The sequence below is a fragment of the Streptomyces sp. NPDC056169 genome (genome assembly GCF_042268445.1).
Lineage (GTDB): Bacteria > Actinomycetota > Actinomycetes > Streptomycetales > Streptomycetaceae > Streptomyces.
Genome location: NZ_JBHJUO010000004.1, coordinates 249,979 through 263,696, shown reverse-complemented (window position 1 = coordinate 263,696; position 13,718 = coordinate 249,979). Strand labels below are relative to the sequence as shown.

12 protein-coding genes and 1 pseudogene are annotated in these 13,718 nt (G+C 72.8%); 9 read left to right on the top strand and 4 right to left on the bottom strand.

The window, feature by feature from the left end:
* Positions 1 to 46: 46 nt before the first annotated feature.
* Complete coding sequence (locus tag ACFC0G_RS08290) at positions 47 to 403, bottom strand: FAD-dependent oxidoreductase (RefSeq protein WP_376399527.1); 357 nt, start codon at positions 401 to 403, stop codon at positions 47 to 49.
* 64 nt (positions 404 to 467) lie between these two features.
* On the opposite strand from ACFC0G_RS08290, the gene ACFC0G_RS08285 reads away from it, so the two are divergent.
* From ACFC0G_RS08285 to ACFC0G_RS08275, 3 genes are all read left to right on the top strand, one after another.
* Positions 468 to 827, top strand: a complete 360-nt coding sequence (locus ACFC0G_RS08285) for a hypothetical protein (RefSeq protein WP_376399115.1) — start codon at positions 468 to 470, stop codon at positions 825 to 827.
* 184 nt (positions 828 to 1,011) lie between these two features.
* Positions 1,012 to 1,152, top strand: a complete 141-nt coding sequence (locus ACFC0G_RS08280) for a hypothetical protein (protein ID WP_376399112.1) — start codon at positions 1,012 to 1,014, stop codon at positions 1,150 to 1,152.
* 81 nt (positions 1,153 to 1,233) lie between these two features.
* On the top strand, positions 1,234 to 1,419 hold the full coding sequence (locus tag ACFC0G_RS08275) for a hypothetical protein (RefSeq protein ID WP_376399110.1): 186 nt from the start codon (positions 1,234 to 1,236) through the stop codon (positions 1,417 to 1,419).
* A gap of 252 nt (positions 1,420 to 1,671) precedes the next feature.
* Here the strand turns inward: ACFC0G_RS08275 and ACFC0G_RS08270 are convergent.
* Positions 1,672 to 1,905 (bottom strand): annotated as a pseudogene (locus ACFC0G_RS08270) (DUF6296 family protein); the annotation flags it as partial.
* Between the two features lie 173 nt (positions 1,906 to 2,078).
* On the opposite strand from ACFC0G_RS08270, the gene ACFC0G_RS08265 reads away from it, so the two are divergent.
* From ACFC0G_RS08265 to ACFC0G_RS08240, 6 genes are all read left to right on the top strand, one after another.
* Complete coding sequence (locus tag ACFC0G_RS08265) at positions 2,079 to 2,657, top strand: HPP family protein (RefSeq protein ID WP_376399107.1); 579 nt, start codon at positions 2,079 to 2,081, stop codon at positions 2,655 to 2,657.
* Positions 2,658 to 2,837: 180 nt separating this feature from the next.
* Positions 2,838 to 3,341: a hypothetical protein gene (locus ACFC0G_RS08260; protein ID WP_376399105.1), complete on the top strand. Its 504-nt coding sequence runs from the start codon at positions 2,838 to 2,840 to the stop codon at positions 3,339 to 3,341.
* Complete coding sequence (locus ACFC0G_RS08255) at positions 3,341 to 4,735, top strand: hypothetical protein (protein ID WP_376399102.1); 1,395 nt, start codon at positions 3,341 to 3,343, stop codon at positions 4,733 to 4,735. The genes ACFC0G_RS08260 and ACFC0G_RS08255 overlap by 1 nt, the downstream gene beginning before the upstream one ends.
* Positions 4,732 to 6,081 carry a VWA domain-containing protein gene (locus ACFC0G_RS08250; protein ID WP_376399099.1) on the top strand — a complete coding sequence of 450 codons (1,350 nt, stop codon included), beginning with the start codon at positions 4,732 to 4,734 and terminating at the stop codon, positions 6,079 to 6,081. The genes ACFC0G_RS08255 and ACFC0G_RS08250 overlap by 4 nt, the downstream gene beginning before the upstream one ends.
* 12 nt (positions 6,082 to 6,093) lie before the next feature.
* Entirely contained in the window at positions 6,094 to 7,218 is a 1,125-nt protein-coding gene (locus ACFC0G_RS08245) for an AAA family ATPase (protein ID WP_376399096.1), read from the top strand.
* The gene (locus ACFC0G_RS08240) at positions 7,215 to 10,055 is read left to right on the top strand and encodes a hypothetical protein (RefSeq protein WP_376399093.1); all 2,841 of its coding nucleotides are present in this window, start codon (positions 7,215 to 7,217) and stop codon (positions 10,053 to 10,055) included. The genes ACFC0G_RS08245 and ACFC0G_RS08240 overlap by 4 nt, the downstream gene beginning before the upstream one ends.
* Here ACFC0G_RS08240 and ACFC0G_RS08235 read toward each other — a convergent pair.
* Positions 10,050 to 12,074: an ABC transporter ATP-binding protein gene (locus ACFC0G_RS08235; RefSeq protein ID WP_376399091.1), complete on the bottom strand. Its 2,025-nt coding sequence runs from the start codon at positions 12,072 to 12,074 to the stop codon at positions 10,050 to 10,052. The genes ACFC0G_RS08240 and ACFC0G_RS08235 overlap by 6 nt on opposite strands.
* A 328-nt stretch (positions 12,075 to 12,402) precedes the next feature.
* A complete protein-coding gene (locus ACFC0G_RS08230; RefSeq protein ID WP_376399524.1) occupies positions 12,403 to 13,713 on the bottom strand; it encodes an MFS transporter in 1,311 nt (436 codons plus the stop codon).
* Between the last annotated feature and the right edge of the window lie 5 nt (positions 13,714 to 13,718).

Genomic DNA, 13,718 nt, shown 5'->3' with positions numbered 1-13,718 from the left:
GTACGGACAGGACATCGTGTTCATCGGGCGCCCCCCTCCCCGCCGGTCAGGCCCTGGCGGACCGGGACGCGAGCGCCCTCGGGGCCACGGCGTGCGCGGCGGCCCTGCCCGACTCGATCGCCTCGTCGACGAAGCCGTTCCACACGCTCGCCAGGTCGCCGCCCGCGAAGGCGATCCGCCCGTACGGCCGCTGGATGTCCGGAAGTTGACGGAGGAGCTGGCCGGGGCGGCGTAGAGCCTGCGCTCCCCGGGCGTACGTGTCGCCGCCCCAGTCGTGCGAGCGTACGGAGGCGACCTGCGCGGTCGGCAGGTACTCCCGTACGGCGGCCTGCACCTGGGAGAGGCTCGTCGGGTCGAACGTCGGGTCGAAGGCGAAGCCGATCATGAGGTGGCCGTCGGTCAGCTTGGCGGCCGGGAAGAGGCTCTCGATGCGCTGGCCCTCGTACCCCTGGCAGAGGGTGAGCGGGGTGACGCCCCGGACGTGCCGGACGTTCCACCTCTACAACCCGAGCGAGCTGACGTTCGCCGAAGCCGCCGACCACCTGCGGTCGTTCGGGTACCCGCTCGGCGAACTGGAGCGGGACCGCTGGCTGGAGCTCGTGCGTTCCGACCGGGGCAACGCGCTGGTGCCGCTGCTCGACGCCTTCGAGCTGCTGACGGCGGACAGTTCCGGCTTCTACCCGCCCATGGACATCACCGACACGCTGGACGTCCTCGCGGGCACCGGAGTCCACTGCCCGCCCGTGACGAAGGAACTGTTCGGCAGGTACGTCGACTTCTTCACCGAGGCCGGCTACTTCCCGGCGCCCCCGATGACCGAGGGGTGATCCGCACCAGATCGGCGATTACCCCACGGTGGACGGGGGGTGGGGAAGCGGCGACTACGGTCGGCCTGCCGTCGTCCCCCCGTCCCGACCGACACGACCCGGAGCGGCCGGGACCTGCCCGGAGCGCTCCGGAATCGACCGGAACACCAGAGAAAGCACCAACGAAGAGGGAGCAGTCATCACCATGACCACCACCGATCTGGCCAACCTGGTCCTCACCGACGACGTGGAGCAGCAGAACCAGGCGTTCATCGACGCCTTCAACTCGGGCGACGGCGCCATCTTCGACCAGCTCTACCGCGACGACGCGATCTCGAACCTCTAGGGCCGTCCGCTGACGGGCGCGGAGCGCCGCCAGGGCATCATCGACCTGCTGAAGACCGGCCCCGAGCTCGACTCGAAGGTCGTGCACAACTACGTCGCCGGTGACGTGTCCCTGGTGATCGTCGAGTTCCGCCTGGAGGTCGCCGACGAGCAGGGCGGGCGCCAGGTCATCACGGGCACCTGCACCGACGTCATGCGGCGCACCGGCGACGACCGCTGGATCATGGCGATCGACCGTCCGCTCGCGGACGAGCTCCCGACCAAGTAGCCGCCGGCCACCCCCACCCCCACCCCCACCCGCCTGGCCCCGGCCCCGAATCCCCCGCGGGGTCGGAACCAGGAGAGCCCCCGTCCCGTGGACGGGGGGCTCTCCGACGTCTCGCACCGGTCACGGGCGGGGTGTGCGGCGCTCAGGGTCCGCCGCATCCCTCGGATCTGCTGAGGCCGGATCGGCCGGATCAGCCGGATCAGTGGCACCGGTCGGATCAGTCGGACCGGTCGGATCAGTCGGGCCGGCATCGGGGAGTGGCCGGGCCATGACGGACTGGGCGGGTTCCTGATGGCCGCCCGAGGCGAGGACGCGCACCTCGCCGCGGTCGCTGATCTCCGCCCGGATGATCCCCGTCGGATCGGCGTACACCGGATGACCACCGGGCCCTTTGAAGAGCGTGCGCTCCACGGTCACGACGTCCCGGGCCGAGCCCGCGCCGTCGGAGAACACCAGCTCGTACCTGAGTGTGTCCATTCGCATCATTTTACGCCCGTACCGCCTCCCGCGACCCCCGCGGCTCCACCGCGAACCCGCTGGTTAGAGTGGTGAACGGTTGCGCCGCCGCACCAGGCTCAGGCGCATGACCGGGCCGACTGTCGACCACAGAGTCCCGTACGACCGTCATCCCCGCCCCCTGCCCGGAAACGCCCGATCACATGAGCACCGACGCCGCCCTGCGCTCCGCATCCGCCCCCGCGGGCCCCGCAGACCCCGCGGACCCCACTCCTCCCCGCCCCCGCCGGCCGAGGATCGCCGGCCGGGCTCCGGCGCGGCCCGGCCCCGCGGCGGCCTTCCACAGCGTCACCGCGGCGACGGCGGCCCTGCTGGGGCTCGTCGCCATCGGCGCCGTCATCCACGAGCCGGTCCTGATACCGCCGCTCGCCGCCAGCGCCGCCCTCGTGCACTGCGCCCCGACGCTTCCCCTGGCCCAGCCCCGCAGCGTGGTCGTCGGCCACCTGCTCGGCGCCGCCGCCGGCTACGCGGTCGGGGCCGCGGCCGGCGGCAGCGCCTGGGCCGCGGCCGTCGCCGCCGGCGTCACCCTCGCCCTGACGACACTGGCCCGCACCCCGCACTCCCCGGCGTGCGCCACCGCCGTCGTCATCGTGCTCCAGTCACCCGCACCGGGAAGGTTCGTGCCGCTGCTGTTCGGCGCCACGGTCCTGCTCGTCCTGACGGCCTGCACCGCGTCCCGCATCCGCCGCGGCGCGCCGAGGTACCCCGCCTATTGGTGGTGAACAGCCCACCTCCAGACCGCTGGAGGGCTGCTCCCGGCTCGCTCCGAGGCCGCTCCCGGGCCGCTCCTTTCGGACCGCTCCCAGGCCGCCTCCGGGCCGTTGTCAGTGGGCGCGGATAGGTTCGTTCCTGTCGCGCCGCTCCGGCGTGAGCATCCCTTTGACGTGCATGGGAGAGGTGTGTTGACGGTCTGGGAGACGTCGAGCGTGGCGCGGGTGGTACCGCCCGCACGACCGCGCAAGCTCGCCAAGGTGCCGTTCGTCGAGCTGGCCGACGGACGGTTGCAGGGTGTCGTGTCCAGCGGGTCCGACATAGGGCGCGTGTACGTGTCCTCGATCGCGGCGGGGACGTACGCGTTCGCGTGCAGCACCAACAACAACCGCCCCTGCGGCGGCGCGCGCGGCACGTTCTGCAACCACATCCGCGCGCTCGTCGGCGAGGCCGTCCTGCAGTACGGGGCCGAGCGCGTCGCCCGCTACCTGAAGGCGGAGACGCCCGGAGAGGAGCCCGACGCCGCCGCGCTCGTCTCGCTGATGACCGCCGCGCGGCCCGCCCAGGGCGACACCTCGGCAGCCGCCCCGGTGTTCAGCCGGTTCCTGCGGCACCTGGCCTACCTCGAACGGGAGCCGGTGACCGTCCCGTTGCCCGAGATGCAGTGGTTCCCGCCGACGAGGGCGGTGGCCTGATGCGTACGGATCTGCTCACCGACCCCGTGGAGGGGCTCGACGAGGCACTCGCCGCCGTGGACGCCTTCGACCGGGTGCTCGTCGCCGGACTGCTCCGTCCGCAGCCCGCGCAGGCCGACGGCCTGACCGCGCTCACGGACGCCGTCGCTGGGACGCCGCTGGCCACGCGGGTCGCCGAGGCCGCCGAGAAGGCCGCGGCCGGCGCGGCGGGCGAGGACCACTTCGTCGCCCTCGCCGCGGCCCGTACGGCCGTCATGGGCTCCGTGCACGACGCCCTCGTCGTCCGCGTCGGCGACGTCACGGGCCGACCCCGTACGGAGGCGACCACGCCGGCCGCCGGAGGCGAGGGACCCGCCGCGAACGTGCTCGCGGCCGCCCGTGCCTGGCTGTGCGACATCGCCCGCGCCGGCTGGCAGGGCATCGACCACGACCTGGTCGCCGGGGCCGCCCCCGTGGTCTCGGCGATGCTGCCGGACCCGCTGCTGCGGCGTCAGGCCACCCTGCTCGACGGCTTCGCGGCCGAACTCGCCGCCTCCTGCCCGGGAGCCACCCTGGAGCGCGTCCCGGTGCGCCGCTGGGCCGACCTCTGGTCCCGTGCGCTGCTCCTGACCCTGCCCGGGGCCACCCGTGCCCCCTCGACGGCCCCCGCGACCGGCCGCCTGCTGCCGCTCGGCGTCGACGTGCAGGAGCACGCCACCGCCGTACAGGCCCAGGTCCACGCGGTGTTCGAGCCCGCCGACGGAACGGCCCCGCGCCTCGTACGGGCCGCGGTGTCCGCACCCAAGCCGGACACCGTCGTCGGCGCCGGACTCTGGCAGCTGCTCCGCCCGCGGATGTCGCTCCTGGCCGCCGTCGGCGAAGGCCGCTCCATGGACGTCGACGCCATGCCCGTCACCGCCGAGGGCGACCTCCTCTGGGACGACGAGCGGGCCCGCGCGGGGGAGCCCGCCGACCCGTTCGCCACCGCCCGGGTGATCCTGGCCACCGCCTCCGACCCGGTGACCGCCCCGCTGGACCGCCACCCGGTCCGGATCGCCGTGCCCGTACTCGTCGAGGGGTACGCGGTGGAGCGGGAGGACGACGGGCCGACGGTGTTCGCGGTCGCCGGTCACCGGCTGACCGTCGACACCGACCGCATTCCGGCCGCCGGGCCGCTCGGTCCGGACACGGTCGCCGCGTCCGGCGCGTGCATCGGACTGCTCCGCTGGGACGCCGGCGCGTTCGTCCTCCAGCCGCTCGCCGTCGAGACGACCGTGCGGAAGAAGGCCGTCGCCGTCCACGCGGGCGCGTGGGCCGGAGGCACCACCGACAAGGCGGGTGTCCGGGCGGAGAAGGCGGCCACGGACTCCGTCGCCGTCCTGCGCGAACGAGCCGGAAGGCTGCTGCGGAAATGACCGACGGCACCCCCTCAGCCGACCCCGACGACAACCGTCGGCAGGTCCTCTACTGGCGCCTCCTCGCCCGGCTCTTCGACCACGAGGAGCAGGCCGCCCTGGAGGCCGCGAGCCTCGCCGTCGTCGAGGACATCGGCCTCCCGCCGGCGCTGCTCGACCCCGGCGCGTCCGTCGACTCCGTCGTCCAGCGCCATCCGGAGCTGGCCGGGGAGTTCGACGGCCTGATGACCCCGGAGCCCGAGCCGGACGAGGCGCGCGACAGGGCCGCCGAGGTGCGGCGCGCCGCCCTCGCGTCGAAGGTGCTGCTCAACGTCTTCTCCACCGGCTCCGGCACGGTCTCCGCCGGTCAGCTGGCACGCTGGCAGTCGGACGCGGGCTGGCTGGAGCGCGCGCTCGGCTGTGCGCCCGGCGGGCTGCGCGGCGGACGGGCGTCCGGAGCGGGCCTCACCGGCGGCGGGCTCGGAGCCGAACTCGGAGCCGTCGAGGCCGACCTGGTCCAGCGCATGCACCTGCGCGAGGTGCTGGCCGATCCCGCGCTGGCGGCCAGGCTCACCCCGAGCATGTCCCTGATCGAGCAGCTCCTGCGCGACAAGGGCAACCTGTCCGGCATCGCCCTGGCCAACGCCAAGTCCCTCATCCGGCGTTACGTCGACGAGGTCGCCGAGGTGCTGCGTACGCAGGTGGAGAAGGCGACCGTCGGCGAACTGGACCGCTCGGTCCCGCCGAAGCGGGTCTTCCGCAACCTCGACATCGACCGCACCATCTGGAAGAACCTCACCAACTGGAGCCCGGAGGAGGAGCGGCTCTACGTCGACCGCCTCTACTACCGGCACACGGTCCGCAGGACCACGCCCCAGCGGCTGATCGTCGTCGTGGACCAGTCCGGTTCCATGGTCGACTCGATGGTCAACTGCACCATCCTGGCCTCGATCTTCGCCGGTCTGCCGAAGGTCGACGTCCACCTCATCGCGTACGACACCCGCGCGATCGACCTCACCCCCTGGGTCCACGACCCGTTCGACGTCCTGCTCCGCACCAACCTCGGCGGCGGCAACGACGGGCCGGTCGCCATGGCCATGGCCCGGCCGAAGATCGCCGAGCCCAAGAACACCGTCATGGTGTGGATCTCCGACTTCTACGAGTTCGACCGCTCGCAGCCGCTCTTCGAGGGCATCGAGGCGGTCCACCGGTCCGGCGTGCGGTTCATCCCCGTCGGCTCGGTGACCAGCTCCGGACGCCAGGAGGTCAACCCCTGGTTCCGCGAGCGGTTCAAGGCGCTCGGCACCCCGGTGGTCTCCGGCCACATCGACAAGCTCGTCCACGAACTCAAGACCTTCCTCACCTGAGAGGCCCTTCGCATGTCCGACCTGCTCCGCGCTCCCGCCGAGATGAAGTACGCCGAGGAACTCGACTGGCTCGAGTCGATCGACGACAACCCCAAGCCGTTCTCCTGGCGCCTGTCCCCGAAGATGGTCCGGCTCTTCATCCTCGGCTCCGAGCGTGCCGACGGCCTCGACCGGGAGGTGGCGCCGAAGTGGTTCGGCGACCGCAGCTTCGTCGAGCGCTCCATCGTCACCCTCGCCTCCGACCGGGGCCTGCTGCTCATCGGCGACCCGGGCACCGGGAAGAGCTGGCTCGCCGAGCTGCTCTCGGCCGCGATCAGCCGTAACTCCACCCTCGTCGTGCAGGGCACCGCGGGCACCACCGAGGACCACATCAAGTACTCCTGGAACGTGTCCATGGTCATCGCCAAGGGCCAGTCGAGGGAGTCGATGATCCCGTCGCCGATCATGACCGCGATGGAGACCGGCACCATCGGCCGCTTCGAGGAGCTGACCCGCTCCACCAGCGACGTGCAGGACGCGCTCATCTCGATCCTCTCCGAGAAGTACGTCTCCGTCCCCGAACTGGAGAGCGACGGCGGCGGCGACAACATCGTCTTCGCCAAGCCCGGCTTCTCGATCATCGCCACCGCCAACAGCCGCGACCGGGGCGTCAACGACCTGTCCTCCGCGCTCAAGCGCCGCTTCAACTTCGTCCGCATCCCGGTCGTCACGAACAAGAAGAGCGAGGCCGAGATCGTCCGCTTCCGCACCGAGGAGCTGCTCCGCCGCCACCAGATCGACCTGGACGTGCCGCCCACCCTCCTCGACGTGCTCCTCCAGAGCTTCGCCGACCTCCGGGCCTCCGCCGCCGCGGCCGGCAGCGACGACGAGAAGCTGGAGTCCGCGCTGTCCACCGCCGAACAGATCGGCGTCCTCGAGGACGCCGTCCTCCACAGCAACTTCTTCGGCGAGCGCGCCCTGACGGCCCGCACCCTCGCCGCCTCGCTCGTCGGCTCCCTCGCCCGCCGCGAGCCCGAGGACCTGGCCATCCTCAACAAGTACCTGCACGGTGTCGTCGAGCCGCGCGGCAAGGAAGAGGGCGGCTCCTGGCCCGAGTTCCTGGAGGGCGGCCGCGACGCGATCGCCAAGCTGGCATGAGCGCGGCCCCCGAGCTCCACGAGACCGCCGGCACCCGAGCGGCCCCCGCCACTCCCTTCGCCGCGCTGCGCGGCCAACTCCACGAGGCAGCGGCCGAGTTCTCCGGAGGAGCGGACGCCCTGGAGGGGATCCTCCTCGGCATGGTCGACGACGTCGACCGGGCGGCCGGCGAACCGCTGGAGATCTTCCCCGTCTGCCACCACTCGCCCGCTTCGGCGCTCGCCATGGCCCGCCGGCTGCGCGAGAAGCAGCCGAAGGTCGTGTACCTGGAGCTGTGCGAGGACATGGCGCCGCTCCTGACCGAGCTGCGCAACTGCCGGCTGCCGGTGGCCGTGCAGGCCTTCGCCAGCGAGATCGACGGCTTTCCGGCCGACTGGGCCCCGCTGTCCGTCGTCGCGCCGATCACCGAGGCCTCCGCCGAGTACCAGGCCGTCGCGTACGCCCTCGACACCCCCGGTGTCGAACTGGTCCTCGTCGACCGGTCCTCCGACCACGTCTTCCAGTGGGACGCCCGGCGGGCCCCGGAGACGAAGCCGGCGGAGACCGAGGCCGAGGCGGCGCTCCACGGCGAGGCCGTCGGCGTCGAGATCGGCGACCTGCGGCCCCGCTTCGCCGAGCTGGAGGAGCACCTGCTCCGGCACGGCAAGGTCCGGCACTGGTCGGAGTGGTGGCACCAGTACGTCGAGGTCCCGCTCGGCGACAGCGACCACGACACCTACCGCCAGGTCATGTTCCTCATCGGCAGCCTGTTCCGGCGCCTCGCCCCCGGCGACGGGGAGCGCCTGCGCGTCGACGAGGACCGCGAGCGGTACATGTGGATCCGGATGCGCGAGCACCTGGCCGCGACGGGCACCGACCCGGCGGACTGCCTGTACGTCTGCGGCGCCTTCCACGCGGCGAGCCGCGTCGAGGAGTTCGGCGTGGCCGGCACCACCGCTCCGGGCCCGGCAGGCTTCACGATCTCCCCGCGGACCGCCACCACCTGGCAGTACGGGCTCATCCCGTCCAGCCACACCGCGATCGAGGCCCAGTTCGGCCTCGCCTCCGGTTCGGTGTCGATCGCCGCGACGCAGTGGGCGAAGAACCTCAAGCGCACCCGGGTGAAGCCGTACCGCCTGGAAGGCCAGGCCGGCACCAGGAAGGCGAAGCCGGCGAAGACGGCCGTCAAGGCGACCGCTCCCGTCGTGCCCGTGGACGCGGAGGACCGGCTCTCCGGCTTCCTGCGCAGGCCGCCGGTCGTCGACACCCTCGACGAGGCCGAACTGCTCGGCTGGTCCGTGGACATCGTCCGCGCGGCCCGCCGCAGCGGCTACCTCGCCTCGACCGCCGACGCGATCGCCGTCTTCGAGACGTCGATCCTGTTGGCCGGCATGCGGGACCGGGCCAAGCCGACGCCGTACGACTTCCAGGACGCGGCCGTCACCTGCATCGAGAAGGACTCCGTGCCCGGGCGCAGGGACGTGCGCCGCCTCGTCGAGATCATGATGGGCGGCGACCGGATCGGCCAGGTCGGCTACGACGCGCTGCCGCCCCTCGCGCGCGACGTGCACGACCGGCTGGCACCGCTGGAGCTCGACCTCCAGCAGCGCGGCGTGCGGCGGGCCCTCCTCGACATGGCCTCCGAGCCGGACCTCCGGGCCTGCTCCGACGTCCTGTGGATGCTGCGCCGTCTGATGCCGCCCGGCGCCGCCCGCCCCATCATGGGCGAACGGCGGCTCGGCGAGCGGTCGATCCAGGAGTCGTGGGACCTGTCCCTCGGCACCCACCAGCGGGCACTCATCGAGCTCGGATACGAGGGCGTGAGCCTGGAACAGGTCCTGGAGCAGCGGCTGCGGCGCACCGCGCACGGGCCGCAGGCGACGACCGCGCAGGTCCTCGCGGCGGTCGAGGACGCGATGCTGTACCTCGGCGGCCGGCGCCTCGCCGACGAGCTGGGCACCCGTGCCCTGGAGGTCCTGGCGGCCGAGCGCACGGTGGACGGGGCTCCCGAGGTGCTGCGCCGGGTGCGCGGCCTCCTCGCGTACTACCGGACCAGCGAAGCGGTGCTGCCGCCGTGGATCGAGTCGTTCGTCAGAACCGGATACGCGCACTACTGCACGCTGCTGCCGACCGCCTTCCGGGACGAGGACGCGACGGTCGGCCAGGTGGCCGCGATGCTGGGCTTCCTGTTCAGCATGGAGAGCCTGGCCCTGTCCCTGGGCTGCGACCGGACACAGCTCGAACTGTCGGTCGCGCAGTCGCACCCGCAGGACCCGGCGAAGACGGCACTTCTGTGGGCCGCGCAGGTGCAGCTCGGCACCCTCTCCAGGACCGAGCTGCGGGCACGCTGCGACGAACTCCTCGGCAACCCCCTGGTCGTGCCCTCCTACCCGCGCTACCTCAGCGGCTTCGTCCACGCGCTCGAACCGGTGCCGGGACTCGCGGACGTCGTGGTGGAGGCCGTCTCGAACGCCTTCGGGCGACTGCCGGACGCCGTCCTGCTGCCGTGGCTCCCGGTCCTCATCACCACGCTCCGGTCGAACGCGGCGGAGCTGGCCCCGCTCCTCATCCGCGAGGCGGGACGGATCTTCCCGGCCCGGCTCGCCGCCCTGGACTCCTGGATCCCGCCGTGGCGGCAGCCGGCCACGCCGCCGGCGGCCCGCACCCGCCCGCACGCCACGGGCCCGCGGGGCGCGGCGCTGCTGCCCGCGCACCCGGAGACCTGCGACGCGCTCGCGGAGCTCCTGGGCTGCGCGGACGGATGGGAACCGACGGGCACGGCCCCTCGCGATCCGTCCCTGACGGCCCTCCACCCGGACACGGCACAAGCGGTGGCCGCCCTCCTCAAGGCCTCATGACGTCACCTGCCCGTCCGTGACGGGTTCGGCGTCCGACGCCCCGCCCTGGCCCGGCACGGCGGGGCGGACGAACTGGCGGGCCTGGAGTTCGTACGCCTCGCGGAAGGCGCCCGTGCCGGTGGCGGGGTCCATGAGTTCCTCGAAGGTCCCGGCCTCCACGACCCGGCCCTCGTCCATCACGTAGATGAGGTCGGCATGGGCGACGCTGTGCAGGCGGTGGGTGATCAGGATCGTGGTCTGGCCGGTGCCGGCGAGGCGGTGGATCTGGTCGAAGACCCGCTGCTCCGCCGCCGGGTCGAGGGCGCTGGTCGGCTCGTCCACGATGAGGACCCGGCCCTCGCGGTACCGCGCCCGGGCGAGGCCGATCTTCTGCCACTGCCCGCCGGAGATCTCCTGGCCGCCCCGGTACCCGCGCGCCAGGAGCGTGTCCAGGCCCCGGGGGAGCCCCTTGAGGACGTCGTCCGCGCCCGCGTACGCCGCGGCCTCGCCGATCGTGGCGTCGTCGAGCGGGCCGCCGGGCCTGCCGATGCCGATGTTGACGCGGGCGGTGAAGGGCCAGCGGTGGAAGTTCTGCGCGACCATCGCGACCCGGTCGAAGATCTGCGCCCGGCAGGCCCGGGCCGCGTCGACCCCGCCCCACATCACCCGGCCGTCGTCCGGGAGGTACAGCCCGCAGAGGAGGCGGGTGACGGTGGTCTTGCCTGAGCCGTTCTTCCCGACGAGCGCGACCGTCCTGCCCCGGGGGATGACGAGGTCGACCTCGCACAGGGACGGCTTCTCCGCCCCCGGGTAGGTGAAGGTGACCTTCTCGAACCGGATCTCGTCGACCTCCTCGGGCAGGTCCACCCCGGTGGAGGGGATCTCGCGGCGGACCGCCTCCTCGCACAGGGTCTCCAGGTCGGCGACGAACAGCGACTCCTCCTGTACGTCGGTGACCCGCAGCACCAGGTCGGTGATGCTCGCCGAGCCCGCACGGATCGCGAGGACGGCCGTGCCGCCGACGGCGAGGGCCATGTGCCCGTCCCACAGGAGCAGCCCGAGCACGGCGTACGTCCCGACGGTGGCGAGGCCCCGGGCCGCGTCCGCCGTCAGTCCCGTACGCGCGCCGATCCACGCCAGCCGGGTCTGCTCCCGCTCACTGGTCTCCGCCATGCCCCGGAAGTGTTCGAGCAGGAACGGGCCGACGTCGTGGACCCGGACCTCACCCGCCGCCTGCTGGTCGATCAGCAGCCGGCTGATCAGCTGCGCGGCCCGCGCGTGCTGCACGAACCGGTGCCAGCTCACGTACCGCGCCCGCGCCATCGTCAGCGAACTCCACGCGCTCGGCAGCGCCATGGCGATCAGCAGGGGGAGCAGCAGGGGGTGCAGGACGGTGAGGACACCGGCGGCCGCGACGAGCGAGATGGCCGAGGTGACCACGGCCGTGCAGTAGCCGACCATCCGGCGCGCCGAGTCCGCGCCCCACTGGGCGGAGTCCATCAGCTTGTGGAAGGCGTCGTCCTCGATGGCCTCCAGCTCGACCCGGGCGACCAGGCTCAAGTACCGCTCCGTGGCGACCCGTTGCACCTTGGGCTCCAGGATCCCGGTCGCCGCGGCGGAGGCGGATTTCCCAGCGGAGCCGAGGACCGAGAGGACGGCGACGACGAGGAGCGAGGGGAGCGCGGAGCGCAGCCGCTCGACGGTGCTGCCTTGGGCGAGGAGTTCGACGAGGATGGTGTTCACGGCGATCAGTGACACGGCCTGGGTGACGCCCCGGCCGAACTCGCTTCCCGCGACCGTGTACAGCGCCCGCCGATCGGCCTCGTGGGCCAGCCGCACGGCGATCCCGACCTGACGGGGGAGCGAGAGCGCCATGGCGCGCAGGCTCAGCTTCAGCCAGACGCCGTGATGCTGGCTCCAGCCGAAGTCGTACGCGAGTTCCCCGCCGAAGAGCAGCTGCTCGGAGGCGGAGGGGCCGCCGGCGGCGGTGTCCTGACCGGGTGGGGTGGGGGTCGTCGGCGGGGTGGGGGAGGGATGCATGGTGTCCTCCGTCGCTGAGCCGTCCGGGTGTCGCCCGGATGTCATCGAACTCAACGAGACGGCGGCGCAGTCGAACACGCGTCTTTCGGACGCGTCCCGATCCGTATGACAGAGCGAGAAACCGAGCGTGCCGGGTACATCGACCCTTGCCGGAGGAGGCCGCGTCCGGAGGCCGGGATGGCCGAAACGCCGAGGGCGGGCCCGCTCCCGCGCGCCCGCCCCGTACCGCCGTCCGCCACCTGCCGCAGCGGAGGCCGCAGCAGCCCCACTGGCCTCAGCAGCCTCACTGGCCTCAGCAGCCTCACCGGTGTTACCGGTCTCACCGGTCTCAGCGAACTCCGGCGTCCGTTTCCGCTTCCGCTTCCGCTTCCGCGGCACCCTCCGCTTCCGTTTCCGCGGCACCCTCCGGTGCCCGGCCGAGCGCCCGGACCGCCGGGACGCAGAGCATGATGCCGAGGAACACGACACCCACCACGGCGGAGAAGAGCAGCACGCGATCGGCGCCGAAGGCCTCCGCCGCCGGGCCGGCCAGCGCACGCCCCAGCGGGATCACCATGATGGATCCGGCGATGTCGTACGCGGAGACCCGGCTGAGGACGGCCAGGGGTATGTGGGTCTGCACGCTGGTCGCCCACATGACGCCCCAGAAGGCGAAGCCGCAGCCGGCGACGACACCGGTGACCGCCGTGAGCGTGAACGACCAGCCGAGCGCGGGCGCCAGGGGATTGAGCGAGAAGAAGAGCATGGCGAGGGCCCCCGCGACGAGCGGACGGCGCGGCTTCACGCGCATGCCGAGCAGTCCGCCGACGATCGTGCCGGCACCGTCGGCCGAGGCGATCCAGCCGTAGCCGCTCGACCCGTGCTGTTCGGTGAGCAGCGTCGCGCCCAGCGGCAGCGCCGGGCCGAAGACGAACAGGCCGTACACCGCCCAGACGGCGATGACCCCCCACAGCCAGGAGCGGGACCGGAACTCGTGCCACCCCGTGGCCAGCCGCTGCCACAACGGGTCGGCGCTGTCGTCCTTGGCCGTGCTCAGCTTCCGCAGCGGCGCCAGGCCCAGCGCGCTGAGCGCGAAGGCCGCCGCGATGACCAGGAAGGATCCCGCCGCGTCCCAGTAGGCGACGAGGAGGCCGGCGAGGCCCGGGCCGAGCAGGGTGCAGATCGCCTCGGAGATCCGCAGCAGCGCGTTGGCCCGCTGGATGTCCTCGGCGACCTGCGGGACCATGCTCGCCAGACCCGGCTGGAACATGGCGGTCGCGGCGCCGCTGAGCGCGAGCAGCGCCATGATGTGCCAGAGCCGTACCTCGCCCGCGGCGAGCAGCGCCGCGAGCGCGAGCATGGCCACCAGGCGCACCACGTCGGCGCCGACCATCATCACCTGCGGGGTGAACCGGTCGGCGAGGACTCCGCCGACGAGGACCAGCAGGACGATCGGCGCCATCCACGCGGCCAGCGCGTATCCGACGCCACTGGCGCCGTAGCCCGCGCCGAGCACGGCCGTCGTGAGCGAGACCATCAGCATGCCGTCGGCGAGCAGCGACGCGCTGCGGGCCGTGAAGAACAGCCGGAAGCGGCTCGACCGCCACGGGCTGGGAAGCGCGTCCGGCTTCTGTCGAACGCTCACGTCATCGGTATCCATCGTCA